We start from the raw sequence: 24,706 nt of genomic DNA on the forward strand, positions 1-24,706 counted from the left end.
GACAGCGCAGGGCACAGGCGCGGCGGGCGCCGAAAAGAGGGTAAAGACGATATTCAGCGGACTACAGGCGGTCTCATATCCATCCCGTTGAAAAGCAGAACGATTTCTGACGCCGGGTGGGATCAGCCGGTACAACAGCAGCTGGCGGGTTAATGCTGGCTGGCGAAATTTACATTGTCAACACTGCAAAATAACGAAAATTTAACTTTTTGATCGCTTTCAAGGTTCTGAAAACTCAGGGGAAATCTTTTTTATGCACTTTAATTGCATAAAAAATGAATAAAAGGGGATGCGCTGAAGCGCTGACTCATAAAAGTAACTAATTATTCACCGCTGTTACGATTGCTTTACGAAAAAACAAATTTTTCCGCCATCGGGAAAAATTCACCGACGGTAAATAGTGGTAAATTCTTCAGCGCATAGTGATATGCAGGTCATTTCCACGGTTTAACAATATAAATAACTTTGTTCAAAAAGGTTTGTTATGGAAAAGCTATCTTACGCGTCAGAAAGCGGTACATCGGCCTGGAACACCTACCTACAGCAAATTGACCGCGTCGCCCCTTACCTTGGGGATCTGTCGCGCTGGATCGATACACTGCGACATCCGAAACGCGCCCTTATTGTTGATATTCCTTTACAAATGGACGACGGCACCATTCGCCATTTCGAAGGTTTTCGTGTTCAGCACAATCTTTCACGCGGTCCAGGTAAGGGCGGTATTCGCTACCATCCTGACGTGGATCTGAACGAGGTCATGGCGCTTTCCGCCTGGATGACCATTAAATGCGCCGCGGTCAACCTGCCTTACGGCGGGGCGAAAGGCGGCATCCGCGTCGATCCTTTTTCACTGTCGGAAGGCGAGCTGGAGCGTCTGACGCGTCGTTACACCAGTGAAATCGGTCTGATTATCGGGCCGCAGCGCGATATTCCGGCGCCGGATGTCGGCACCAACGGCAAAGTCATGGCCTGGATGATGGATACCTATTCCATGAACCACGGCACCACCATTACCGGCGTGGTTACCGGCAAACCGATTCATCTCGGCGGCTCGCTGGGCCGTGAAAAAGCAACCGGACGCGGCGTATTCGTGACCGGACGTGAAGTGGCAGGACGCGCCGGTATTGAAATCGAAGGCGCGAAAATCGCGGTGCAGGGTTTTGGTAACGTCGGCAGCGAGGCCGCACGTCTGTTCGCTGAAGCGGGCGCGCGCGTTACCGCCATTCAGGATCATACCGCCACGCTGTTTAACGCCGACGGCATTGACCTGCATGCGCTCAGCGAATGGCAGCACAGCCATAAGCAAATCGCCGGTTTCCCTGGCGCGCAGAGTATTGACAGCGAAGCATTCTGGTCGGTCGAGATGGATATTCTGATCCCGGCGGCGCTGGAAGGGCAGATTACCCGCGCGCGTGCGGAGAAGCTGAAGTGCAAGCTGGTGCTGGAAGGGGCGAATGGCCCGACCTATCCCGATGCGGACGATATGCTGAAATCACGCGGCGTTACCGTCGTGCCGGATGTTATCTGTAACGCAGGCGGGGTCACGGTCAGCTACTTCGAATGGGTACAGGATATGGCGAGCTTCTTCTGGAGCGAGGAGGAGATCAATGCGCGTATGGACAAGATCATGACCGAAGCGATGGTGCATGTCTGGGACAAAGCGATTGAGAAATCCTGTACGCTGCGTACCGCCGCCTATATCGTCGCCTGCGAACGCATTCTGATGGCGCGTAAAGATCGCGGAATCTATCCGGGCTAACGGCACCGAACGGTAAGCTGTTTAGACAGACCTGTAAAATGAATCAGGCCCGCGCGCGGAAGGTGCGCTAACGGGCCTTCAACAACGAAATCAGCTTTTGCGGGATGCGGTTTTCACTGTACGTCCGCCATATTTGCGACCGGCTCTGGCGCGGCTCAGCGCATGGGTAAACAGCACCACATCCTCACGCAGCCAAAGGCGAACGGAAAGCGGGGCATGATTCAGCGCTTCCGGCAATGCAACGCCGTCAATATCGCCGCGATTACAAATCGCCCGGATCAAATCGTCCTCTTTGATGCCAGCGTAACGCGCAAACTCCGGTGCGGTCAGATGCAAACGTCCCATACTTCCTCCTTAAGCCTGCGTCAGGCATTGTTTAATAAAATTTAGCTTAAGGTCTTTTTGTATCCTTTTCTGGCGAATATTTGTTGATCCAGGTCAGAAAGATAGCATGCAAAAGGTAAAGTTTTTTTACCGTTTCGCTTGAAAAAGCGGTCGATAATAAAGGCCGAACGAGCATCAAAATGAGGGCGAGGGCACTGTGCGTTTTAGTTAATCTGCATAATCGCATCGGACTGCTGCAGCATCTGAAACAGCTGCTGCTGGCTGGCTTCTGTGACGTCGTGGGTTTCCCAGCCGTGACGCCAGATAATGTGGTGGACATGGCCCAACTGTCGCCAGAGCGCAATGGCGGAAGCGGCCAGCGCACAGGTTTCATCGCTCTGCACGCACTCCAGCGTGGTATGGTTATCCTCCTCCAGCGCATTAATGAATATCTGTGTCGCGTCGGCAGGCATAACCGCGCGCAAATCTTCCAGCATATCTGCGCTCACGGCCTGCGAAAGTCGCAGGATGAATTTCGCTGAGTTCATGGTTAGCTCCCTGATAATCCCATTATTGTCCGTAACCGTCTCTGGGAAATCGCGCGCCGGCCCGGTTTTTTTATTGTACTACGTCAGTAAACGTCGGGCAGGCTGTTTGCGGAAAGCGGAAAGCGGAAAGCGGAAAGCGGAAAGCGGAAAGCGGAAAGCGGAAAGCGGAAAGCGAGGCGGAATCAGGAATGCCGCATGCGGAAAAGCCACAGCCCCGCGCGGCGGGGCTGAAAAGATTACTTCGCCGCGTAAGCTTCGGTCGAAATCGTCAGCGCGATCTCATCGCTCACCGCAGGAATATACTGCTTCAGGTTAAAATCTGAGCGCTTCACAGTCGCCGTGGCGTCAAAGCCAACCGCCTGCTTTTTCAGCATCGGATGTTCGCCCTGTTTGTTCAGCGTGGCGTGCAGCGTCACCGGACGGGTTACGCCCTTAATCGTCAGGTCGCCCTGTACGTCGAATCGGTTATTGCCTTTGCTGATCACGCGCGTGCTGTGGAAGGTGGCCGTTGGATAAGTGCCGGTGTTGAAATACTGGTCACCTTTAAATTCGGTCGTCAGCGCGGCGACGTGCGTATCGATGTTGGTCAGCGGCAACGTCACATCCACCTTTGACGCTTCCGGGTTGGTGCTGTCAAAAACCAGCGTGCCGGAGGTGCCAGAAATATCAGCGGTAGGGTGAGAAAAACCAAAATGCGACCAGCTCATCACCACGGAAGTATGTTCCGGGTTCAGCTGATAGGTCTGCGCCTCAGCGTGGCTAAACTGCGCCCAAAAACCTAAACCTAACGCCAGCGGCACGGCGATTTTTTTCATATTCAACATAACGGCAATCCTGCAGTCACTAAAAAGGAATTTAAGTGTGGTCGCTGGCGGCAAGAACCGAAAGCAAAGATAATTGTTTTTGTTTTTCAAATAATTTGAAGATAACGCAACAAATCTCGCTTTTCCGAACAGCTGGCTTAGGGCAGGCGCATCGCCTGCGCCGCGCTGGTGCCCTTAACGAGGCTGCAGGTCCAAACGAACGGCCAGCTCATCGATAAGGGCTTTTGCAGCTGGTTAAAGGGCGCGCGGCTGCTGTTGCTGGATAAACGTGAGCAGCGGATCCTCACCGCTGTACGAATGCCGCTGAGCTGCTCCATAACCGCCAGGCCGCAGAAAGGCACATAGATAAGAAACGCGTAGAAAAGCTATCGTTCTTAGGGATGACAGGATGACAAAAGACCCGCCGTCGGCGGGTCTTTGCGCAATGTCAGCTTAGCGGTCTGGACCGCCGTGATGGAAACCACCGCCGCCGCCATGACCGCCGCCCGGGCCGCCCCACGGGCCCCACCAGACACAGCCGCTTAATGATGCGGTCAGAAGGACCGCCGTTAACAACATAAACATTTTTTTCATGATTACCTCCAGCAAGTGGCCGCGATTCTATGTGAAAAAAAAGCGCCTTAAACCAGGCGTGCGGCTGATTTTCACTTTCCTGACAATTTGCTGTGTTGATCCTGCGAGAGGGCAGAAAAACCGTCGTCGTAACAGGCTTTGCTATATTTAGGGAAACTACAGGAGGCCAAAATGGACGTGAATATTGAGAAACATCAGACTACCGACGGCAATTATGAGTATCGGGCGAGCTGCGATCGGCCCGGCTTTCGCTTTGTGCTGATCGGTAAAGGGAAAACCGCGACCGAAGCGGATGAAAATCTGCGGCAAAACATTCGTGAAATGAAAGACCGTCTGGACGAAATCACCCAGATCAGCAAAGTCTCCGCCTGAGACATCCCCCTTTGCCCCCCCGCGCAGGCCAGACGTTTTAACACCGTCCGGCCTGCGTCTTTTCTGCATTGCCTGACATGGTTATGCGTTACAGCCTTAAACCCTCTTTATCGCTTGCCGGTACGTCGCGATCGGCGGCAAAAATTTGATTTAACCAGCAGGGTTAAAGATTTATCGCTAATAGCGACGCTGATACTGCCGATAACCGTTAGCGTAAATAACAATGGTGGCGACACCATTTCGGTCCGAAACCCGCAATAACAATCGAAGTGACTCGCTATTCCCGTCAGGATGAAGAGGTGATGCTGGCTTCTGACGCTATTTTTGTCGGAGTACTGCTTTGATGACCAACACCATGCGAAAATCCTGGTTTGAACCTGATGCCCAGGCTCAGGCCAGTACCACCACCAATACTTATTACTATTACGCGCCGACGACGCATTACAGCGCCAGCCAGGCGGCGGTACAGCTTACCCGCAGCGGCCAGAGCTGGAACGGCTACCAGGTTTATAACAAGCCCGTGGCGCTTAATTTCGCTTTTATCGATAACGTGACGGCTTCGCCGCGCGGCGATAAAGGCATCGTCGCCTTTAACAGCGAGCAGCGGGTCGCCGCGCTCCAGTCGCTTCAGTCGTGGGCCGATGTCGCCAATATTAAATTTACCCAGGTGACCTCCGGCGCGCGGCTGACCTTCGCTAACTATACCCAGTTCGCCAATGGCCAGCAGGCCAACGATCAGGCTTATGCTTATCTGCCCAGCGCCAATAAAGCGGGTGGAACGATGTGGTTTAACTACAACATCAACAATATTCGTTCGCCGGATAAGTATGAGTATGGCCGCCAGACGCTGACGCATGAGCTGGGTCATGCGCTGGGCCTGAGCCATCCGGGCAACTATAACAGCGGCACCGGCGTGATCTCCTACAGCAACAGCGCCGTCTACGTTGAGGATTCCCGCCAGTATTCGCTAATAAGCTACTGGAGCGAAACCAATACCGGCGCCAGTTTTAACGGTCACTACGCCGTCTCGCCGCTGATGCATGACATTGCCGCGATTCAGCGGCTGTACGGCGCCAATATGACCACGCGCACCGGCAACACCGTGTACGGCTTTGCCTCCAATACCGGACGCGACTACTACAGCGCCGTCAGCAGCAGCAGCGCGCTGATCTTTTCAGTCTGGGATGCGGGCGGCATCGATACGCTGAATTTCTCCGGCTACAGCCAGAATCAGCGGATTAACCTGAACGCGCAGACATTTTCCGATGTGGGCGGCCTGAAGGGTAACGTCTCCATCGCCCTCGGCGTGGTGATTGAAAACGCCATTGCCGGCGCCGGGCACGATACTGTAATCGGCAACGCCGTCGCCAACAGTCTGCGCGGCAACGGCGGTAACGATCGGCTGTATGGCAACGACGGTAACGATACGCTCTACGGCGACGGCGGCAGCGACCTGCTTTATGGCGGTAACGGTAACGATCTGCTGTATGGCGGTAGCGACAACGATAATCTTTACGGCGAAAACGGCAACGATCGGCTGTACGGCAGCGACGGTATCGATACGCTCTACGGCGGCAGCGGCGACGACACGCTGTACGGCGAAAACGGTAACGATCGGCTGTATGGCGGCGAAGGCAACGATACGCTCTACGGCGGCAACAATATCGATACGCTGTATGGCGAAAACGGCAACGATCGGCTGTATGGCGGCGAGGGCGACGATCTGCTCTACGGCGGTAACGGCAACGATGTGCTGTCCGGCGATAACGGCCATGATCGGCTCTACGGCGGCGAAGGCGCCGACTGGCTGTACGGCGGCAACGGCAACGATACCCTGTTCGGTGAAAACGGCAATGACCGGCTGGAAGGTGGCGCCGGTAACGATCGCCTGTACGGCGGCGGCGGGATGGATAAGCTGTACGGCGGCGCTGGCAACGATCTGTTTATCTTTACCAGCGCGAAAGATTCGCTGCCGGCGCTGCGCGATCTGATTGGCGATTTTGCCAGCGGATACGACAAAATCGACCTGTCGGCGCTGGACAGCAGCGCGCATCCGCTGCGCTTTACCGGTAAATTTACCGGCAGGCTGGGAGAAATGCAGATGACCTGGGATGTGAAGGCCCATCTGACGCATCTGGCGCTCAACCTGACGGGTGATATCCATCCTGATATGACGATCGATATTGCCGCACGTCCCAATATTCACCTTGATTTTATTGTGTAATAAAACTGACTCGACTTTGCCGTCCGGGCTGAATACTATCCCTCTGCTACGCTTATAAGGACATTTAGTTTTTTATCGTAAAAATGGAGGTTACATGGGTCTGTTAAGCTTTGTGAAAGACGCAGGGGAAAAACTGTGGGATGCGGTTACGCATAACACGCAGGAGCAGGATGCTAAGATCAAAGAACATTTACAGAAAACCGGCGTACCGGATGCGGATAAAGTGCAGGTTGCCGTAAAAGATGGCCAGGCGACGGTAACCGGCGAAGGGCTGAGCCAGGAAGCGAAAGAGAAAATTCTCGTCGCTATCGGCAACGTGGCGGGCATCAGCGGCGTTGATGATAAAGTCGCGGTGGCGCAGCCTGCGGCGGAAAGTCGTTTTTACACCGTGAAGAAAGGCGATACGCTAAGCGCGATCTCCAAAGAGATGTACGGTAATCCGAACGAGTACAACAAAATCTTTGAGGCGAACAAGCCGATGCTGAGCAGCCCCGATAAGATCTATCCGGGTCAAACGCTGCGTATCCCGCAATAATCTTCTGGCGGGCTTGTTAGACGTAATAAAAACGGGAGCCAGTGGCTCCCGTTTTTTACGCTAGCACCTGATGGTTGCTCAGGGCGCGAACACCGCACGCAGACAGCCATCTTCCTTATGTTTAAACATCTCATAGCCGCGCGGCGCTTCTTCCAGCGAGAAGCGATGGGTCGCCATAAATGCCGGATTTAACTCGCCTTTGGCGACGTGATCGAGCAGGCGGCTCATATAGCGCTGGCCGTGCTGCTGCGCCGTACGAATGGTCAGGCTTTTATTGATCATCAGCCCCAGCGGGAACTTATCCATTACGCCGTAAACGCCGAGGATCGAGATATTGCCGCCTTTACGACAGGAGTAGAGCGCCTGGCGCAGCGCCGCGCCGACGTCGGTTTCCAGATGCAGTAGCTGTTTGGTACGATCGTAAACCTGGCTCAATCCTTCGCCACGCGCTTCCATACCGACCGCGTCAATACAGCTGTCCGGGCCGCGTCCTCCGGTCAGCTCCAGCAGCGCTTCATGAATATCCGCCTTGCTGTAATCCAGCGTAATGGCGCCCGCATGTTCGCGCGCCATCGCCAGCCGTTCCGGGAAGCGGTCGATGGCGATCACCTGGTGCGCGCCCATCAGCCAGGCGCTCTGCATCGCCATCAAGCCCACGCCGCCGCAGCCCCAGACCGCCACGGTATCGCCGGGGTGAATATTACAAAAGTCGGCGCCCATGTAGCCGGTCGGCGCGGCATCGGACAGGAACAGCGCCTGTTCATCGCTGACGCTTTCCGGCACCACAAACAGTCGTTATCGGCAAAGGGGACACGCACATATTCCGCATGGGAGCCGGCGTAGCCGCCAAAGGCGTGGCTGTAGGCGTAGATGCCGGCGGTGGCGTGCCCCAGTACCGGCTCGCCCTGTTCCCAGTGCGGGTTGGTGTTATCGCAGCAGGAGGGCAGTTCATGCTGACAGTACCAGCAGGAGCCGCAGGAGATAAAGGAGGGCACCACCACGCGATCGCCGCTGCGGATATTTTTCACCGCACTGCCGACCTCTACCACTTCGCCCATAAATTCATGACCCAGGATATCGCCTTCGCGCATCGTCGGGATCAGCCCGTCGATAACGTGCAGGTCAGAGCCGCAGGTGGTGGTTAAACGGACCTTAATTATTGCATCGTGCGGGTTAAGCAGCGCCGGGTCCGCCACGCTTTCCACGCGTAAGTCATTGACGCCGTTCCAGCATAAAGCACGCATTATGCCTCCTCATCTTTTCGTTCTGAATGACGGCCTGCAGGCTGCCCGTCCAGGGTGGGAATTTCGCCGGTTTCCGCCAGGCTTTTAAAGCGGTGCAGCGCCTTACTGAGCTGCTCTTTGGGAAACAGATCGAGCAGTGCGGCGACCTTTTTGCCGATGGCGCCGCCCGGCGGATTAAAGCGCATCGTCAGCGTAAGTTCGGTGCCCCATTCACCCGGCGCGGGACGAAACTGAAGCATGCCTTCATTCGGCACCGAAGCGCCTTCCAGCGACTCCCAGGCGATCGCTACGCCGGGCAGCTCCTCGACGATACGGCTGCGCCAGCGATAGCTTTTCTTTAGCGGCCCCTTAATCAGCCAGTCCGCTTCGGTATCGTTAATCACGGTCACCTCGGCAAAGTGCGCCATAATCTGCGGCAGCGTGGCGGGATCGCGCCAGAGCGCATAGAGCTGATCGGCGGGTTTGCCCACGGTGATCCAGCGGCGCAGTTGCGTTTCATGCGCGCTGTGGGTGCCAGTTGCTTGAGCTTTCTTACTCACAAGACCTCCGGTTGTGATTCAGTCTGTGAAGGAAATAACGATTTACGTTATTCAAGACAAAAATGCCCCGGCGCCGGAAAGCGGCAGCGGGGCGAGAATCAGAAAAGATGGAAATGGTGGCGCAGACTGAAGATGACCCAGTAGATCACTGAGGCAATGAGATAAGCCCAGCAGCCCCAGTAGGCTACCGGCTCGCGTTTATGTTTCTCTTTCGGCAAATTGATAAATAAATAGAGCGCCGCGGCGATCAGCGCAATAAAGTAAAATATTTTCAATTTATTCTCCTTTTATCCCTGAACAGTCTGAACATAGCGTTGTAAAGCTATAGCATAGAAGCGCAAATAAGGAGAAATAACCGCCAGCAAAGGGCGGGAAATGATTATGTCAATTAATGAATTACTGACGCAGCCATCTTTCCAGCGCGGCGGCTTTTAGCGGGGCGGCACAGTAAAATCCCTGTACTTCGTCGCAGCCCAGCTCCTGCAGCCGATCGTAGGTCGCTTTATCTTCCACGCCTTCCGCCAGCACCACATAATCCAGATCCTTCAGCATCGAAATCACGTTGCGCACGATAATGCCGCTGGCGGTATCGTGCTGCAGGCGGCTGATAAGTGAGCGATCCAGCTTAATTACATCAATGGGAATGCGGCGCAGATAGCTGATATTGCTGTAGCCCGAGCCAAAATCATCCAGCGAGATTTTAAAGCCGCGCAGCTTGAGCATATCGAAGCCGTACAGCGCGTCCGGGCTGGCATGGATCTCTTCGGTTTCCAGACATTCAATGCCCAGGTATTCCGGCGTCAGGCCGCAGCGCAGCAGCCGTGACTCCTGGCGATCGGCAAAGCCGGGGCGGCAAATATCGGACACGCTGACGTTAACCGATACCGGCAGATGGATCCCTTTTGCCGCCCAGCGCTGTAGCTGTTTAATCGCGCGATCCAGCACCCAGTCAGTGAGTTCGGCCATCAGGCTGGTGCCCGCCGCCAGCGGTATAAACCGGCCTGGCGGAATCTCGCCTTCGACGGGATGATTCCAGCGCAGCAGCGCCTCCAGCCCCACGGTTTTGCCGGTGTGCAGGCAAACTTTCGGCTGATAAACCAGATAGAGGCCGTAGCGCCCGCGCACCGCGCGCGCCAGATCGTTCAGCCGCTGAAACTCCTGGTTGCGCTTATGATCGCTTTCGCTGTCGAACAGCTGAAACGGGCTCTGCAGCACGAACGCCTCATGCAGCGCGCTGAGCGCGCGCCGGATCGCTTCCAGTGGCGCCAGCGTTTGCGGCGAAAACAGCACTTCGCCGACGCGAATATGCAGATCGATAGTGATGGTATCGCTAAGGCGGGCGTTGATCCCTCGCAGCCTGTCGCTACACAGCTTACCGTCCAGCTCATCGTCGCTGTGCAGCAGCAGGGCGAAGCGGCCATGATTAATCATATAGAGCATCGGCGCTTTGCCGCTGTTCAGCCGCTGATGCAGCACCTGCGTCAACTCGCGCAGCAGCCGCTCCGACGCCGCCATACCCAGCGAACGCGCCACCTCAAAAATATGCTGCGTATCGATACAGTCGATCATCAACAGGCGCCATTGCTGCGGCGGCAGCGCATCGCTACTCAATTCAAGATCGCGCAACAGACGCTGGCGGTTAGGCAGGCCGGTAATGGTATCGACATAGCCGTTGGCATACCACGCATCGAGAAACGCGGCGGTCAGGCGTGCCAGCGTCGTCAGCGTCGCCTGCTGCTCGACGGTGAACGCGTGCGGCTGCGTATCGGTGACGCACAGCGTACCAATCACATAATCTTCGCCCGAAATCAGCGGCGCGCCCGCATAGAAGCGGATAAAAGGGGCGCCGCGGGTGAGCGGATGCTGATCAAAACGCGGGTCGTGCCAGGTATCCGGGCAGACCAGCAGCTGTTCGCACTGAACGGTGTAGCGACAAAACGCTTCCTGAATCGAGGTTTCCACCAGCGTAAACGCCTGCGCCGCTTTGATGTACTGGCGCTCGTCATCAAGAATCGAGACAAAACAGCTGGGAATGCCCAGCAGCTGACTGGTCAGTAGCGTGAACTGACTAAGAATTTCATCCCGGCAGCGATCGTTTTTTTTCAGCATCTCCAGCGCGGCTCGCCGCTTGCTGTGTGACTGGTTTAGTTGACTAAGCATAAATTGTCCGCCTGGCGTCGGAACAGAAAGTAAATGGGATTGATTCTACCTGGTGGATTATCGGCGCGTTCGGGCTTTGCTTTAATTTTACTTTTGCGCCAGGTTTGGCTTTCTGCGCAGGCTGTGCCAGGTTTATGATGGAGGAAAAAAGATGAAACGTGATGTATTAAGTGAAGAATATTATGACGAAGTGTGCCGCGTTATTGGCGATGCGGTTATCGTGCTGGCGGAAGGCGGTTTTAATACCGAGCGCGACACGCTGGCCAGTTTACTCTGGCAAACGCGCCTGCGCCGTCAGGATAGCGATCGCGATGAGCAAAAGGTACTGGAACACGCGATCAGGCTGGTGAAACCTTAATACCGGCGGGCCTAACGCCGCGACGGTAAAGAAGGGAATTCGGTTACCAGGAAATGGCGCAGGTGGTCAAGGCACCATTCACCATCTTCAGCGCGCTGGCAGCAGAAGGCGAGGGTGATCTTCTTGCCCGGCACGCCATCCATAACAAATTCCGACCAGCTCCATTTCAGCGCCGAGCGCGCGTAGCTCACCATCGCGCCGTCGCTGATATGGTGCTGTACCTCCTGTTTTACCAGGTAAGCCCAGAAATAATCATCCAGGTTCGGCGTATCGTCCGTCAGCGAGGCGGACAGGCCCGGACGGAACGCGAAATCCACATAGCCGCTAATTCCGTTATCCATCTGGCGATAATCGCAGCCCAGCGTCATAAACAGCCCATCCTGCAAATTCACCTCTTCAAGCAGGCGGCGCAGGTTGGGCGATCGTTTCGCTTCTTCAATCTCATCAATGCGCTGCGTCTCGCGCGTCAAATCGATCCCGCCATAATTTACGCTGCCGTCGCTATAGCTTTCCGGCGGGTAGGGAAAGGTATCAAAGCGATCGTTGCGTTTTTCCTGTTCCATGCTGGCATCTCATGTCGGGTTTCTAAGTATCCTGCGATATTCAGCAGCAAATGCCTAATAAAAATGAACGCAAGGTCGGACAGGTGCGTCAGGCGAAACAACGCTGCTGAAAATTTAAATGCCTGATGTTATGTCATCAGTCTGGCCGTCACACTTTTTTACTTGGGCACAAGTCATTTAAAAATAAGGAAAAATAAAATGATTGGCCACATGAATTACTACATTGAAAGCTGCTACCGCTGCGCGACCGCCTGCGATAACTGCATCAGCGCCTGTCTGGAAACGCCAGCTCAGGAAGATATGCACGAATGCCTGCGGCTGGCCGCCCAGTGCGCGGCGTTATGCCGTCTTTCTGCACAATATATTGCGATTAATAAAGAGTCGGCCGCGCAATTTTGCAAAATCTGCGCCGATCTCTGCCGGGCCTGTGCCGCTGAATGCGGCAAACACGCGCTGGTCGCCTGTCGGCACTGCGCGGACGTCTGCGGTCAGTGTGCCGCCGTTTTTGACTTTATAGCGGAGTAAGGTGTTGCCTGTGGGAAATTATTTCCCACAGGTATACGTAATCATCCGATCCTGCTGGGGATCGATCAGGCGGAACTGCTTGTCAGAGATGCGCTGTGCCAGATAGCCCTCTTTGGTTACCGCCGCCGGAATATAGCGCGTGCGATCGGTTGAGTGCAGCGGGCCGCTTTCCACTTTTACCTTGTCATTCGCTACGCTAAAAGAGCTGACCAAATCAAACACTCTGCCATGGGTCACCGCGCTTTCCTGACAATAAATTGAGGCAACCTTGCCTGGGCACTCCACGCCCTGCGGGCCGGAAGCGCAGCCGACAAGCAACACAGGAACGATAAACAGGGCCATTCGCAGCATATTCATTGCTTTTTTATCTCCGGGCTTTCCCTGCCGCCGGGCGGACAGTAACGGGCGCAGCAGCAGAACGCATGTTGAAAAGCATAGCACCGGCACAACGAAAGCGGCGGAATTGATCGGCGCCTTCGCTTTGGCGCCAGTGAAAAAAAGTGACTTAACTTGGTTTGACGCGATAATTTTGGCAACTGTGCGCCCTGTCACGTAAGGGAAGGAAGGAATGAAAGAAGAAGAAGCAAGCCTGATGCTGATTCGTCACGCAATTGACAGCCTGCCGCAGCCGCAGAAAGCGCAGGTGGAAGCCTGTATTGGCCGGATCAAAGGCGTTATGAACGACTATCAGGAAGAGGATGCGGGGCTGGCATTAATGCTGGTGGCCGCAGAGGTTGCCGCTGAATAGCGCAACCTGGCACAAAATTTGAGCGGATCTAAAATCCGCCCGATGCAGCCGTCAGTTTAGCGGTTCATCTCTTTAACCAGCCAGGCGTGGATCACCGTAACGATATAGCGCTGCTGTTCGGCGCTTAACGGCTGATGTGCCGCGATCCGGTGCCATTTTTCCAGACAGCCACGGCAGCAGGTCGCGGTAGCATGTTGGGCGATAAAGACCGGATGGCCCCGCATTGGCGTTTGCTTGCCGTCGTTACGCGGTTCGGCATCGGCCAGGCGTTGAGCGATAAAATCCGCGGCGTGCCGATCGATCGTTTCCGGGCCTTTCTCCAGACAATATTGGTACTCTTTGCTGCCCAGCCGGAAGCGACGACGAAAAGGCGAGGCGGCCAGGCGCTGAAACAGCCGATCAAGTTCAGACATAAAGACTCCTGTTTATCCCGCCGATCTTAACGGCGCAGGCCGTAGTGTCAAACCGGCAGCGCTGGCGCAGGAATTTCTGCAACCTTTTGCGCCAGATCAAACCCCTGATTCGCATTTTCGGCGCGCTCAGACTAAGGATTATAGGGTCGTTATTTTTTTACTCTTTACGCTAAGGATTAGTGCATTTATGAAAAGGTTGTTGTTCGCTGCGGGATTACTGACGCTGCTGTCCGCCTCCGCCCAGGGCGAAACCGAATTCCAGCTTACCTGTCCGGGACGTCCGGTGATGACCATTTCGCGCGCGCAACATGGCCTGTCGACGCTAATGTGGCCGCAGCGCCATTTCCAGGTCGCCTCCGGGCAGACGCATCACACCATGAAAAACGGCGCCAAAGTCTCCATTACCCGTTTTCGCAACGGCGATCGCTTAGTGATTAATCAAACCAGCGGCGAAGCCTGGTTCGCCTATCACAATAGTGAAAAGCTGCTGCCCTGTAGCCGAAGCGCAAAACGGGAAGTGGATGCGGTCACGCTGGAGCGTTTTGACGACCGCAACCATATCGATTCGTAATTTACACCTGATTTTCCGATGTTGCAGCGGTGCGTAAGACCGGGTGACCACTGATGCGCAGGCTCGCCTGCCCCTGATGGACGCTCAGCGCGCCGCGTGCCCCCAGCGGCAGCGTTACCGTAGCCTGCTCATGGCCGAAATCAAGGCCGTCAATCACTGGCAGGCCGGTCAGGTCGCGAATGCGTTGCCAGACGGTAGCGAAACCGAAGCCGTTATCATAGTCCGTCGGGGTAAAGCCGCTGAAGCTGCCCGCGACAATCGCCCGCTGGCGCGCCAGAATACCGCACTGATGCAGCTGCAGCAGCATGCGCTCGGTGCGGAACGGATGCTCGTTGATATCCTCGATCACCAGAATACCGTCATCGATCTGCGGCATCCACGGCGTGCCGACCAGCGTCATAATCATCGCCAGATTACCGCCCCACAGCGTGCCTTCTGTCTCAGCGAGCGGCTGTGCGCTGCTGTGCCATGAGAGCGTAAATTCCGGTGAGGTTAACGCCTGCCAGAAGCGCTCCCAGGTAAACGCTGAAAGGTCCGGTGCGCCGAAATTGCCGCACAGCATGGGGCCGCTGAAGGTGATCAGCCCCGACTGCGCCAGTAATGCCAGCTGCAACGCCGTCAGATCGCTGTGGCCGCACAGCGCGACCGGCTGCGCCGCCAGCTGCTGCTTCAGTCCGGCGTAGTCGATTTGATCCAGCAGTCGCGTCACGCCGTAACCGCCGCGCACCGCCAGAATAATATCGGGCAGCGGACTGAGCCGGGCGAGGGCGTTAATATCCTGCAGCCGTTCGGCATCGCTGCCGGCGAAACGCTGAAAGCGGCGGCCGGTCACGCTCTGGTTGGCAACCTGATGGCCTGCCTGCTGTAATCGCTGGATACCCAGCGCGGCGGCAGGCTGGTTATGGCAGTAGCCGGAAGGCGCAATAAGATGAAAGGTGCGGGGCGTTTGCGGGTTCATTAATGGACACTCCTGAATAACACGACTGGCCGGAAGGGCATAGCTGGCGTGATGATGACGAAAAGCCCGGCTAAAGTCATCATTTGTCACACTTTATTCTGCAATTCAGAAAAGCGGCAATTTTTAAAAACGCGCCGCTCAGTAAGATGACACAGAGCAACGAGGCGACAAGGAACCCGACAGCGTGAAAATGAGGATGCTGGTGCTTTCAGCACTGTTACTGGCGGGCTGCGCCAGTAAAACCGCCAGAGAAACCCATCACGAGCAACAAACACCATTGACCAAAGCGCCGCCGGCACGCGTTTCGCAGGCCTGGTCGATGTTTACCGAAAACGCCGCCAGTCATTACGGCGTTGATCAACGCTTAATTAACGCGATTATTAGCGTTGAATCGGGCGGCGATCCCGATGTGATCAGCCGCTCCAATGCCGTTGGCCTGATGCAAATTAAAGCCTCTACCGCCGGACGGGAAGTTTATCGCGCCCAGGGACGGCACGGGCAGCCTTCCACGCGCGAACTGCGCGATCCTGCAAAAAATATCGATATTGGTACCGCCTATATTCGCCTGCTGCAACAGCGCCAGCTTGCAGGCATTCGCAATCCGCAAACCCTGCGTGACGCCACTATCGTCGCTTATGCCAACGGCGCGGGCGCGTTGCTGCGTACCTTTTCCCGCGACCGCGATCGCGCCATTGCCATGATTAATGAGATGTCACCGGAAGAATTTCGGCGCCATGTGCAGACCAAACATCCGGCTGCACAGGCGCCGCGTTACCTGTGGAAGGTGAATACCGCTTACCGCACCATCTGAGTTTCACGGTCAGCTTGCTGGCCGTCTTCCTCTTCGTTTGACGCTTTCCCCGACATATTCACTTCCGGCAGCGTGCCGCCGGTAAATTGCACATGGCGAATCGGGAAGGCGAAGTGGACATCCAGCGCGGCCAGCCGCTCCATCAGCTGCAGGTTAATCTCCTGCTGAATATCCATATATTTGTTGTAATCGGCGTCGGTGACGATATAGATCACCTCATAGGTCAGCTGCGAGACATCGAACGATAAAAAGTGGGCGCGATCGAAGCGCGTCTGCTCCACGCCCTGAATAATCTCTTTAACGATGCCGCCGATCTGGCGCGCTTTCTCCGCCGGCGTGTTGTAGCTGATGCCAAAGCGGAACTGAATGCGTCGCTCCTGCATCCGCTTATAGTTATGAATAGTTTGCTGCAGCAGCACGGCGTTGGCGCAGACAATTTGCTCGCCGTTCAGGCTACGAATACGGGTGGTTTTTAAGCCGATATGTTCAATCGATCCGGCAACATCGTTGAAAACGATAAAGTCGCCAATCTCGAAAGGTTTATCCAGCCCGATGGCCAGCGACGCGAATACATCGCTCAGCACCGTCTGAATCGCCAGCGCGACCGCAATACCGCCCACGCCTAAACTGGCGACCAGCGCGGTAATGTTGACGCCCATATTCGACAGGATCGCCAGCATCATAATCGCCCAGATAAATACCCGTAGCATAATGCCGAGGATCACCATGGTGACCGGATTACGCACGTGCGACGGCTCGCGCAGCATATTCCGCAGCCACAGGCGTACGCCGCAATCCAGCCACAGCGCGAACTGCAACATCAGGGCGATAAACCAGCCGTGGGAAATGCGGCTGTGCCAGGCGGCGGGCAAATCAACAAATTTAAGGGCGATCAGCAGGGAAAAGATAAACAGCAGCAGGCGGCTGGTAGTGCGCAGCATCTCGACGGCGATATTGTAAAACCGCGAGCTGTGATCGTTACTGAAACGCCCCAGGCGCGAGCTAATAAAGCTGATTAGCGAACGCAGCAGCCAGTAAATGATGACGGTTCCGGCGACGATGATAACCGTATTAAACCAGAACGTTTGGTTAAACAGCAGCGCCAGATTCCGGTCGGAAAACAGAGTTTCCATTAGGGAACATCTCCTTACGGTTGATGGAATGGACAAAAAAATCAACTGTAAGCCTGGCTCAGGTGAGTGGCCTTTGCCAGGCGTGGAGAGTGGAAGCTGGTTAACGGAAGCGCATCGCCTTCTCGCGCGCCGTGCGTTCCAGGGCAAAAATGATCTGTTGCAGCTGGCGTTCTTTGGCCGGGCCGAGCGAGGTAAAGCTGAAGCTCAGGCGTGGCGTGGAGATAGTTTCATTTTTGCTGCTGACCGTGGTGCGCGCGCCTACGTGCAACAGCTGCGCGTCCACCTGCAGCTCGCCATATTCACCCATATCCAGCCGCAGGCCGCGCCAGATTTCGCCGCTGGCCAGCGTTTCCGGCATCGCGCCTTCGACCAGTACGCCGATGCCGCCCAGCGAAATATCCTGCAGGCGCAGACGCGCTTTGCTGCCGTCAGGCCAGTTGGCATGGCAGTAAAAAATCGGTTCCAGCGGCGCGCTGATGCGAAAATATTCGCGGCGCTGGATTTGCAGCAGCTCAGGCGGCAGCGGCGTGCTGAATGCGGGCAAACCGCCAAAGTGTGCGGCTTCCAGCTGCGGCAGGCTGAATTCAACCTTGGCGCCTTTCATTTCCGCCGTGACATTCAGCTTTTGCATCTCCAGCGTGACCTGGTTGTCATAATCGTTGCTGCCGTAATCGATGACCAGCTGCTCTTTGTCTACGGAAAGAATCCGGCTGATAAACTGGCCGCGCGCATGGGAAACCAGGATCGGGGTGTCGTCACGCGCGATATCGCGCAGCACGCCCAGCACCGCCAGCGTGCCTCGTTTGTAATATTGCTCGTTATCTGGCTCTTTCACTTCCTGCTCCCGTCAATGCTTAAAAATAGTTACCGCCTTCGTATCCGCTTGTTATCGGCGCTGCCGCGCGGAAATTTATAGCTGCTGTTGCTTTTTAGGATAAAAAAGCTGCAAAAAGTTATCTCTGAAATCACATAGTTAGAATCATGTCCTATACTTGTTGCCAGAAGTGTGGTGGACAGGTCAGTCGCTAACCGATCTCAGGAGGCAGGTAATGTTTTCGAAAAAAGAAACACGTGACAGCCTGGAATATGCGCAAGATCGCTCGCGCGAAGCAAGCAGTGAGCTGTGTCGCGGAATGAACAACGTAACGCATCAGGCGTGTTCGTATGTAAGAAGTAACCCCTGGGCGGGCGTTGGCGCCGGTGCCGTAGTGGGAATCATCGTTGGTATGTTAATTAGCCGTAAATAAGAAGGAGTTACAGATGGGAATTCTGTCATGGATCATTTTTGGTTTAATCGCCGGTATCATCGCTAAATGGATTATGCCGGGTAAAGACGGTGGTGGTTTTATCATTACCATCATCCTGGGTATTATCGGTGCCGTAGTCGGCGGCTGGATCAGTACTTTCTTCGGCTTCGGTCGTGTGGATGGCTTTAACTTCGGCAGCTTCGTGGTCGCGGTTATCGGTGCCATCGTCGTACTGTTTATCTACCGCAAAGTACGTCACTAAGCATCAGCAACAAAAAAGGAGGCTTCGGCCTCCTTTTTTTTATGGACGCGATGGCGCATTGTGTTCACGTCGGCGCTGCTCGATCAGCGGAAAATGGCTCTCCAGCCAGTCCGCCAGCGCCAGCACATAAATACTGGCCTGCTGGCCCAGCGGCGTCAGGTTATATTCCACATGCGGCGGCACCACATCCCAGGCTTTGCGCGCCAGCAATCCGTCTTCCTCCATGTAACGCAGCGTTTGCGCCAGCATGCGTTCACTGATGCCGCCGACGGCGCGGCGGATTTCGCTAAAACGCAGCGTTTTATCCTGTAGCGCCAGCATCACCAGCATGGTCCAGCGGCTGGTCATCCGTTTCAACACCTCACGCGACGGGCAGTCGGGATTGAGCAGTTCGCCGCGCGCAGCCATCACCTCAGATAAGGTAGCAGATTTTTTTTCCACACTAACATTCCTGTAAGTACTTACTTTAAGTAAGTCTATCCCGTACGCTGTCTGGACACCATATTTTATCTGAAAGGAGGTAAACGATGATTGCAATTACGGGTGCGACCGGCCAGCTTGGCCGTCTGGTAATCGACTGCGTATTAACTAAAGTGCCTGCTGAAAAGGTGGTCGCGATTGTGCGTTCACCCGCCAAAGCGCAGGATCTGGCGGCGAAAGGGGTGATTGTCCGTCAGGGCGATTACAACAATCCTGCCACGCTGGAGAAGGCGCTGGCGGGCGTAGAACGCCTGTTGCTGATCTCCTCCAGCGAAGTGGGCCAGCGCGCGCCGCAGCACCAGGCGGTGATTGATGCGGCAAAACGAAATGGCGTGAAGTTTGTGGCTTATACCAGCCTGCTGCATGCCGATCGTTCGCCGTTAGGACTGGCGGAGGAGCATCGCCAAACGGAAGCGGCGCTGGCGGCCTCAGGACTGGCTTATGCGCTACTGCGCAACGGCTGGTATACGGAAAACTATGCGGCCAGTATTCCATCGGCGCTGAAATTCAACGCCTTTACCGGCGCGGCGGCGGACGGGCGCATCGCTTCCGCCGCGCGGCAGGATTATGCCGCAGCAGCTGCAGCGGTGATTACGCAGGCTGAGCCGGTAAACAAAATCTATGAACTGGCAGGCGACAGCAGTTATACGCTGGCGGAATTTGCCGCAGAGATTGCGCGGCAAAGTGGTAAACCCATCGCGTGGCATCCTCTTGCGCAGCAGGATTTCGCCGCGTTGCTGATTGAAGCGGGCTTACCGCAGGGGCTGGCGGAGATGCTGGCGGATTCGGACGCGGGCGCCGCGCAGGGCGGGCTGTATGATGAGAGCGGAACGCTGAGTCAGCTGATTGGGCGCGCCACTACGCCGTGGCAGGAAACGATCGCTGCCGCACTGAAGGCAAGCCAGGCCTGATAACAGGTTACAGACTGCAGACAAATATAAAGGAGGCAAAAGCCTCCTTTATATTTGACTCGCGTTCGGGAGAGCGTGCGCCTCCCGATAGCTGACAAACCGTCAGAAGTCGTAGCCGACGGTAGCCACCACGGAACGCTCGGCGCCCCAGTAGCAGTTGCCGGTGCCGTAACAGGCGGCGATATATTTGCGGTCGGTCAGGTTATTGGCGGCAACCTGCACCCATGCGCCTTTCAGCTGATTATTCCACACGCCGAGATCGGCGCGCACGGAAGCATCAAACAGCGTGGCTGACGGCAGACGCGTGGTGTTTTCGTTGTCCGCCCACTGCTTGCCGAAATAGCGCACGCCCGCGCCCGCGCTGATGCCGTAATCAAACTTATAGTGCCCCCACAGCGACGCAATCTGGTTTGGCGTGACGTAAGGCGTATGTCCATCGTTGCCGTCGATAGCATCTTTAAAGCGCACGCGCGTAACGGAGTAGTTAGCGATAGTGCTGAAGCGCGGCGTAAGCTGGTTACGCGCTTCCAGTTCCAGCCCGCGTGAGTGAACTTTTCCGGCTGGCTCGTAGAACGAGGTGTTCACAATACGGTTGCCAACATCTTTCTGCGTCAGATCGTAAACCGCCACGGAGTACATATCAGACGTACCCGGCGGCTGGTATTTCACCCCGGCTTCGTACTGCTCGGCGGTGGTCGGTTTCAGCAGATCGCCGTTGGCATCCGGCAGGCTGGATGGCGTAATCGCCTGGCTGTAGCTGACGTAAGGCGAAATACCGTTATCGAAGGCGTAAAGCAGCGAGGCGCGTCCGCTGATATGGTCATCGGAACGGCGGCGGCTGGTATCCGTCGTATCGTTGGTGCTTTTCGCCACCAGACGATCGTAGCGGCCGGAGAGAGTCATATGCCACTTATCCCACTGCATCTCATCCTGCAAATAGACGCCAGCCTGATAATAACGGCGCGTTTGATTATAGGCGTACAGCCCCGGCACGCGCGCGGCGTCTGGATTGGCTGGATCGTAAGCGGTCTGCCAGAAATTGCTGCCGCCCGCGCCGGTTACCGCATTAAGCGGATCGACATAGGCGCTGGCATCCCACAGCTTGTTGCGATACTGATGATAGTCGGCGCCCAGCACCAGCGTATGTTCGACCTCGCCGGTCGTGAAATCTGCTTCCAGCTGGTTATCGATAGCAAAGGCATCCAGCGAGGAGCGCTCGCCGGAATAGTAGCGATCCAGCAGGTCGCTGTCGCCAATCCAGCCGATTTGATACACCTGATCTAAATCGACATTCGAATGGGTGTAGCTGGCGTTTGAGCGGAAAGCCCAGGTATCGTTGAAGCGATGAGAGAACTCGTAGCTGTAAATCTGTTCGCGGCGCTTAAACTGATCGATTGAACTTTCACCGTCGTAAAAACCGTTGCTGAGCTTGCGGCCATTACGTTCAGTAATGCTGCCTTCACCCGGCACCGAACCGTGGTAGCCGCCCGACGGATCTTTTTGCAGATAGGCTTTCAGCAGTAACGTCGTATCGCTGTCCGGCTGCCAGAGCAGCGACGGCGCGATGGCATAGCGCTCTTCGCGCGTATGGTCATATTGCGTATCGCTGTTGCGGGTAATGCCGGTAATGCGAAACGCCCACTGATCGTTCAGCGCATTGGTGTAGTCAAACGCTGCGCCGGTGGTGCTGTTATTACCGGCCATCAGACGGAAATGGCCTTCCTGCGCAAACTGTGGACGCTTCGAAGTCATCATAACCAGGCCGCCCGGCACGGTCTGACCATAAAGCGCGGAGGAGGGGCCTTTAATCACGTCGATACGTTCAAGGAACCAGGGATCGACCTGTAGCGCGTTATAGCTGCCGCCGTCGGTCATCAGGCGCAGACCGTCAAGGAAGGTATTATCAACGTCGCCGCCGTGGAAGCCGCGCAGGGAAACGGTATCGTAGCGGGTGGCCGCGCCGGCGAAGTTGGTAAATACGCCTGAGGAGTAGTTCAGCGCCTGGTTAACGTCCATCGCGCCCTGATCTTCAATCTGCTGACGCGTCACGACGGAAACGGACTGGCCGGTGGTAATCAGCGGGCGATCGGTTTTCGTCGCGCCTGCACTGGTTTTAGCGGTATAGCCGACGGTCGGCGAATCGGCGGTTTCCGTGGGCTGTGCGGTGACAACCATGGTTTCGGCAGCGACGGACAAACCCGGTACGGCAAGCGCCAGTGAGCAGAGCAGCGCAGAACGTTTCAGGTTAAAAGGCATTCCCATTTTATTTCCCTTAAACAGAATCGAAATGGCCGCCCGGTAACAGCGCGCGGCCAGCAGCTATGGAGATGTAAATTTCATGTAACTGGAAAGACTAATGAGAATTATTATCTTTCTCTGTTGGCGATTCAAGATGTAATTTATCTGATTATTTCCAGATAAAATGTGGGGATTCAGGGGATTAATGGGAACGCCCGGCCGGCTGGCCGGGCGGGATAAGACTACTGCGATTTTTTCATATCATTAACATTGTTACAGGTCACGCCTTTCGGACAGTACATATCCATCAGCTTCAGAGTGACGCCGTTGGTCCAGCCAAAACCGTCCTGCAGCGGATATTCACCGCCGCCGCCGCCGCCGAGATTGCCTTCAACCACATATTTTTCCACCAGCTTATGCTCGCGGTCATAGGTTGCCTGTACGTTATCAAGGAAACGCATACCAATCTCTTTCGCCAGCGTCTGCTTGCCGTAATGATTCAGACCTTCAACAGCAACCCACTGCAGCGGTGCCCAGCCGTTCGGCGCATCCCATTGTTGGCCGTTATGCACATTGGTGGTCACCAGACCGCCCGCCTTCACCAGCTGTTTTTCCACCGCTGCGGCAGTTTTAGTTGCCTGGTCATCGCTGGCGACCTGCATATAGAGCGGGAACAGTGCCGCCGCCGTCAGCTGGGTACGCACGCTGCTGCGCTTCCAGTCATAGTCGGCATACCAGCCGCCATCGGCGTTCCACAGATAGCGATTGATCGCCGCCTGACGTTTTTCCGCCAGATCGTCATAACGCTGGCTGTCGCTCTGTTTGTCCGCCACTTGCTGGCGCGCGCCAGGGTTTTTTCCAGATGGAACAGCAGGGCGTTCAGATCCACCGGTACGATTTCCGTGGTGCGGATAGTGGAAAGATCGTTGGGATCGTCAAACCAGCGTGAGCTGAAATCCCAGCCGGAGGCGGCACCGGAACGCAGGTCGCGATAGAGTTCCGCCTTGTTACGCTGCTTCGCTTTTTCCGCCGTCGCGATGTCATCCATATAGGATTCGGTGCGTGGTACATCGCGCGCGTCCCAGTAGCGGTTCAGCACCGTGCCATCCTTCAGCTTCACTACGCGTTTGCTGGCATTGCCCGCCGCGACGCTCTCAGCGTCCGCCATCCAGTATTGATACTCTTTTTGCAGCTGCGGCAGATATTTGCTGTAAACCTTTTCGCCATCATGCTGCGCCAGCAAATCGACCATCAGGCTGAAGAACGGCGGCTGCGAGCGGCTCAGATAATAACTGCGGTTGCCGTTGGGAATATGACCATACTTATCCAGCTCGTGCGCAAAGTTATCCACCATATCCTGCACACGGTCCCAGTGACCGCTTTCAGCCAGGCCAAGCATGGTGAAATAGCTGTCCCAGTAATAGACTTCGCGGAAGCGACCGCCCGGTACCACGTAAGGCTTCGGCAGCGGCAGCAGCGAGTCGTACTGATTCACTTTATCGGTAGTGCGCGTCAGTACCGGCCACAGGCCGTCAATATGTTCGCGCAGGCTTTGTCCTGCGGGCGGCACGTAGGCTTCGCCTTTGCCCGGCACGGTGAAATTAGCATCAACAAAGCGGCGCAAATCGAAATTGCGCTGGTTCTTCTGCATCTGCCAGTCGGCCAGAATAGATGCAGGATTGTACTTCGGCACCGCATCGGCAAAGGTCTTTTGATCCGGGAAGAATTTTGCCGCCTGAACCGCATGATAAAGCGGTCCCAGACGCACATCCGGCGGCTGCGGTGCCTGACTAAGCAGATGCTGTTCATCCGCCGCCTGAGCATAAAAAGAACCGGTAGTTAGCGCGCCGGTAATCAGCAAAGGCAATAACATCGCGCCTTTCCATTGTGAGCTTACGGCCTTTTTCGTCATCAGTATCTCCTTGTCCAGACCAGACATGATCTGTAAGTGTTTGACCCTTCAAAAAACTTTAGACGAAATTTAATAGTTTGCTTGTAGTCAGATTATGAAATGTGAGTTGGATTAGGGTTTACACCTGAACTTTTGTTTAGGTCTTGCTTCCATGCCACTTTGCTTGCCCCACGGAAGCCTCGTCATGAACGGTTTCAACAAATCGCGCAGCGTCTTAAATGGCAATGTTTATCCGCTTTAAACAAAAAGGCAGTCAATAAAGGATGAAATGCAGATAAAGGCGGGGTACTCAGGTAGATATTCATGCCGTCAATGACTCACTTTATTAAGAGAATTATCTGACCGTCAGAAAACTGGCAAAACTCATTGAAATGATTGCTTACCGCTAATCTCAGCTGCCGTTGAGATACGGGCTGACGCTATTTATCGGCAACTATGCATACAAAAAAGCCTGAACTTTCGCTCAGGCTTTCT

General features: G+C 55.4%; 29 protein-coding genes and 2 pseudogenes. 12 read left to right on the forward strand and 19 right to left on the reverse strand.

What is annotated here, in order from left to right; all coding sequences use genetic code 11:
- Nucleotides 1-484 precede the first annotated feature (484 nt).
- Nucleotides 485-1,759, forward strand: coding sequence for a Glu/Leu/Phe/Val dehydrogenase (locus P3C52_RS17875; protein WP_275556272.1), 1,275 nt, complete (start codon nucleotides 485-487; stop codon nucleotides 1,757-1,759).
- 90 nt (nucleotides 1,760-1,849) lie between these two features.
- Here P3C52_RS17875 and P3C52_RS17880 read toward each other — a convergent pair whose 3' ends face one another.
- From P3C52_RS17880 to P3C52_RS17900, 5 genes and pseudogenes are all read right to left on the reverse strand, one after another.
- Complete coding sequence (locus P3C52_RS17880) at nucleotides 1,850-2,104, reverse strand: hypothetical protein (RefSeq protein ID WP_275556273.1); 255 nt, start codon at nucleotides 2,102-2,104, stop codon at nucleotides 1,850-1,852.
- Nucleotides 2,105-2,307: 203 nt separating this feature from the next.
- Nucleotides 2,308-2,631: a hypothetical protein gene (locus P3C52_RS17885; protein WP_275556274.1), complete on the reverse strand. Its 324-nt coding sequence runs from the start codon at nucleotides 2,629-2,631 to the stop codon at nucleotides 2,308-2,310.
- A 236-nt stretch (nucleotides 2,632-2,867) separates the two neighbouring features.
- Nucleotides 2,868-3,455: a YceI family protein gene (locus P3C52_RS17890; RefSeq protein WP_275556275.1), complete on the reverse strand. Its 588-nt coding sequence runs from the start codon at nucleotides 3,453-3,455 to the stop codon at nucleotides 2,868-2,870.
- A gap of 234 nt (nucleotides 3,456-3,689) precedes the next feature.
- Nucleotides 3,690-3,799 (reverse strand): annotated as a pseudogene (locus tag P3C52_RS17895) (class II histone deacetylase); the annotation flags it as partial.
- A gap of 88 nt (nucleotides 3,800-3,887) precedes the next feature.
- Nucleotides 3,888-4,028: a hypothetical protein gene (locus P3C52_RS17900; RefSeq protein ID WP_275556276.1), complete on the reverse strand. Its 141-nt coding sequence runs from the start codon at nucleotides 4,026-4,028 to the stop codon at nucleotides 3,888-3,890.
- 171 nt (nucleotides 4,029-4,199) lie between these two features.
- Here P3C52_RS17900 and P3C52_RS17905 point away from each other — a divergent pair, with 171 nt between their 5' ends.
- The 3 genes from P3C52_RS17905 to lysM all read left to right on the forward strand — a co-directional run bounded on the left by P3C52_RS17905 (nucleotide 4,200) and on the right by lysM (nucleotide 7,159).
- Nucleotides 4,200-4,400, forward strand: coding sequence for a hypothetical protein (locus P3C52_RS17905; RefSeq protein ID WP_275556277.1), 201 nt, complete (start codon nucleotides 4,200-4,202; stop codon nucleotides 4,398-4,400).
- 343 nt (nucleotides 4,401-4,743) lie between these two features.
- Complete coding sequence (locus P3C52_RS17910) at nucleotides 4,744-6,624, forward strand: M10 family metallopeptidase C-terminal domain-containing protein (RefSeq protein ID WP_343252032.1); 1,881 nt, start codon at nucleotides 4,744-4,746, stop codon at nucleotides 6,622-6,624.
- 94 nt (nucleotides 6,625-6,718) lie between these two features.
- Complete coding sequence (gene lysM / locus P3C52_RS17915; protein ID WP_275556278.1) at nucleotides 6,719-7,159, forward strand: peptidoglycan-binding protein LysM; 441 nt, start codon at nucleotides 6,719-6,721, stop codon at nucleotides 7,157-7,159.
- Between the two features lie 78 nt (nucleotides 7,160-7,237).
- Here lysM and P3C52_RS20970 read toward each other — a convergent pair.
- The 4 genes and pseudogenes from P3C52_RS20970 to P3C52_RS17940 all read right to left on the reverse strand — a co-directional run bounded on the left by P3C52_RS20970 (nucleotide 7,238) and on the right by P3C52_RS17940 (nucleotide 11,102).
- A pseudogene (locus P3C52_RS20970) lies at nucleotides 7,238-8,403 on the reverse strand (zinc-dependent alcohol dehydrogenase).
- Complete coding sequence (locus tag P3C52_RS17930) at nucleotides 8,403-8,942, reverse strand: SRPBCC family protein (RefSeq protein ID WP_275556280.1); 540 nt, start codon at nucleotides 8,940-8,942, stop codon at nucleotides 8,403-8,405. Before P3C52_RS17930 ends, P3C52_RS20970 begins: the two are co-directional and overlap by 1 nt.
- 98 nt (nucleotides 8,943-9,040) lie before the next feature.
- A complete protein-coding gene (locus P3C52_RS17935) occupies nucleotides 9,041-9,217 on the reverse strand; it encodes a hypothetical protein (protein WP_275556281.1) in 177 nt (58 codons plus the stop codon).
- A gap of 121 nt (nucleotides 9,218-9,338) precedes the next feature.
- Nucleotides 9,339-11,102, reverse strand: a complete 1,764-nt coding sequence (locus P3C52_RS17940; RefSeq protein ID WP_275556282.1) for a GGDEF and EAL domain-containing protein — start codon at nucleotides 11,100-11,102, stop codon at nucleotides 9,339-9,341.
- Between the two features lie 151 nt (nucleotides 11,103-11,253).
- On the opposite strand from P3C52_RS17940, the gene P3C52_RS17945 reads away from it, so the two are divergent.
- Nucleotides 11,254-11,460 carry a DUF2767 family protein gene (locus P3C52_RS17945; protein ID WP_275556283.1) on the forward strand — a complete coding sequence of 69 codons (207 nt, stop codon included), beginning with the start codon at nucleotides 11,254-11,256 and terminating at the stop codon, nucleotides 11,458-11,460.
- An 11-nt stretch (nucleotides 11,461-11,471) separates the two neighbouring features.
- Here the strand turns inward: P3C52_RS17945 and P3C52_RS17950 are convergent, their stop codons facing one another.
- Nucleotides 11,472-12,023: a hypothetical protein gene (locus P3C52_RS17950; RefSeq protein WP_275556284.1), complete on the reverse strand. Its 552-nt coding sequence runs from the start codon at nucleotides 12,021-12,023 to the stop codon at nucleotides 11,472-11,474.
- Nucleotides 12,024-12,221: 198 nt separating this feature from the next.
- Here P3C52_RS17950 and P3C52_RS17955 point away from each other — a divergent pair, with 198 nt between their 5' ends.
- A complete protein-coding gene (locus P3C52_RS17955; protein ID WP_275556285.1) occupies nucleotides 12,222-12,548 on the forward strand; it encodes a four-helix bundle copper-binding protein in 327 nt (108 codons plus the stop codon).
- An 18-nt stretch (nucleotides 12,549-12,566) separates the two neighbouring features.
- Here the strand turns inward: P3C52_RS17955 and P3C52_RS17960 are convergent, their stop codons facing one another.
- Complete coding sequence (locus P3C52_RS17960; RefSeq protein ID WP_275556298.1) at nucleotides 12,567-12,899, reverse strand: hypothetical protein; 333 nt, start codon at nucleotides 12,897-12,899, stop codon at nucleotides 12,567-12,569.
- Between the two features lie 217 nt (nucleotides 12,900-13,116).
- Here P3C52_RS17960 and P3C52_RS17965 point away from each other — a divergent pair, with 217 nt between their 5' ends.
- Nucleotides 13,117-13,296, forward strand: a complete 180-nt coding sequence (locus P3C52_RS17965) for a hypothetical protein (RefSeq protein WP_275556286.1) — start codon at nucleotides 13,117-13,119, stop codon at nucleotides 13,294-13,296.
- Between the two features lie 56 nt (nucleotides 13,297-13,352).
- Here the strand turns inward: P3C52_RS17965 and P3C52_RS17970 are convergent, their stop codons facing one another.
- Nucleotides 13,353-13,709 (reverse strand): DUF4186 domain-containing protein, encoded by a 357-nt coding sequence (locus tag P3C52_RS17970; protein ID WP_275556287.1) that lies wholly within the window; start codon nucleotides 13,707-13,709, stop codon nucleotides 13,353-13,355.
- 187 nt (nucleotides 13,710-13,896) lie between these two features.
- On the opposite strand from P3C52_RS17970, the gene P3C52_RS17975 reads away from it, so the two are divergent.
- A complete protein-coding gene (locus P3C52_RS17975; protein ID WP_275556288.1) occupies nucleotides 13,897-14,280 on the forward strand; it encodes a hypothetical protein in 384 nt (127 codons plus the stop codon).
- Nucleotide 14,281: 1 nt separating this feature from the next.
- Here the strand turns inward: P3C52_RS17975 and ldcA are convergent, their stop codons facing one another.
- Nucleotides 14,282-15,238: a muramoyltetrapeptide carboxypeptidase gene (ldcA, locus tag P3C52_RS17980; RefSeq protein WP_275556299.1), complete on the reverse strand. Its 957-nt coding sequence runs from the start codon at nucleotides 15,236-15,238 to the stop codon at nucleotides 14,282-14,284.
- Between the two features lie 190 nt (nucleotides 15,239-15,428).
- On the opposite strand from ldcA, the gene P3C52_RS17985 reads away from it, so the two are divergent.
- The gene (locus tag P3C52_RS17985; RefSeq protein WP_275556300.1) at nucleotides 15,429-16,049 is read left to right on the forward strand and encodes a transglycosylase SLT domain-containing protein; all 621 of its coding nucleotides are present in this window, start codon (nucleotides 15,429-15,431) and stop codon (nucleotides 16,047-16,049) included.
- Here P3C52_RS17985 and P3C52_RS17990 read toward each other — a convergent pair.
- Nucleotides 16,034-17,182: a mechanosensitive ion channel family protein gene (locus P3C52_RS17990; protein ID WP_275556289.1), complete on the reverse strand. Its 1,149-nt coding sequence runs from the start codon at nucleotides 17,180-17,182 to the stop codon at nucleotides 16,034-16,036. The two genes, P3C52_RS17985 and P3C52_RS17990, sit on opposite strands and share 16 nt — an antisense overlap.
- 100 nt (nucleotides 17,183-17,282) lie before the next feature.
- Nucleotides 17,283-18,017 carry a flagellar brake protein gene (locus P3C52_RS17995; RefSeq protein WP_275556290.1) on the reverse strand — a complete coding sequence of 245 codons (735 nt, stop codon included), beginning with the start codon at nucleotides 18,015-18,017 and terminating at the stop codon, nucleotides 17,283-17,285.
- Between the two features lie 214 nt (nucleotides 18,018-18,231).
- Between P3C52_RS17995 and P3C52_RS18000 the strand changes: the two genes are divergently transcribed.
- The gene (locus tag P3C52_RS18000; protein WP_275556291.1) at nucleotides 18,232-18,429 is read left to right on the forward strand and encodes a hypothetical protein; all 198 of its coding nucleotides are present in this window, start codon (nucleotides 18,232-18,234) and stop codon (nucleotides 18,427-18,429) included.
- Nucleotides 18,430-18,442: 13 nt separating this feature from the next.
- Nucleotides 18,443-18,691 carry a GlsB/YeaQ/YmgE family stress response membrane protein gene (locus P3C52_RS18005; protein ID WP_103057839.1) on the forward strand — a complete coding sequence of 83 codons (249 nt, stop codon included), beginning with the start codon at nucleotides 18,443-18,445 and terminating at the stop codon, nucleotides 18,689-18,691.
- Between the two features lie 39 nt (nucleotides 18,692-18,730).
- Here the strand turns inward: P3C52_RS18005 and P3C52_RS18010 are convergent, their stop codons facing one another.
- Complete coding sequence (locus tag P3C52_RS18010; RefSeq protein ID WP_275556301.1) at nucleotides 18,731-19,099, reverse strand: helix-turn-helix domain-containing protein; 369 nt, start codon at nucleotides 19,097-19,099, stop codon at nucleotides 18,731-18,733.
- Between the two features lie 119 nt (nucleotides 19,100-19,218).
- On the opposite strand from P3C52_RS18010, the gene P3C52_RS18015 reads away from it, so the two are divergent.
- Nucleotides 19,219-20,082: an SDR family oxidoreductase gene (locus P3C52_RS18015; RefSeq protein ID WP_275556292.1), complete on the forward strand. Its 864-nt coding sequence runs from the start codon at nucleotides 19,219-19,221 to the stop codon at nucleotides 20,080-20,082.
- Nucleotides 20,083-20,184: 102 nt separating this feature from the next.
- Here the strand turns inward: P3C52_RS18015 and P3C52_RS18020 are convergent, their stop codons facing one another.
- The 3 genes from P3C52_RS18020 to treA all read right to left on the reverse strand — a co-directional run bounded on the left by P3C52_RS18020 (nucleotide 20,185) and on the right by treA (nucleotide 24,232).
- On the reverse strand, nucleotides 20,185-22,344 hold the full coding sequence (locus P3C52_RS18020; RefSeq protein WP_275556293.1) for a TonB-dependent siderophore receptor: 2,160 nt from the start codon (nucleotides 22,342-22,344) through the stop codon (nucleotides 20,185-20,187).
- A gap of 218 nt (nucleotides 22,345-22,562) precedes the next feature.
- Nucleotides 22,563-23,114 (reverse strand): trehalase family glycosidase, encoded by a 552-nt coding sequence (locus P3C52_RS18025; RefSeq protein ID WP_275556302.1) that lies wholly within the window; start codon nucleotides 23,112-23,114, stop codon nucleotides 22,563-22,565.
- Entirely contained in the window at nucleotides 23,009-24,232 is a 1,224-nt protein-coding gene (gene treA, locus P3C52_RS18030) for an alpha,alpha-trehalase TreA (protein ID WP_275556294.1), read from the reverse strand. The genes P3C52_RS18025 and treA overlap by 106 nt, the downstream gene beginning before the upstream one ends.
- Between the last annotated feature and the right edge of the window lie 474 nt (nucleotides 24,233-24,706).

It is taken from the genome of Mixta sp. Marseille-Q2659, assembly GCF_940807255.1.
In the GTDB taxonomy this organism is placed as follows: Bacteria; Pseudomonadota; Gammaproteobacteria; order Enterobacterales; family Enterobacteriaceae; genus Mixta.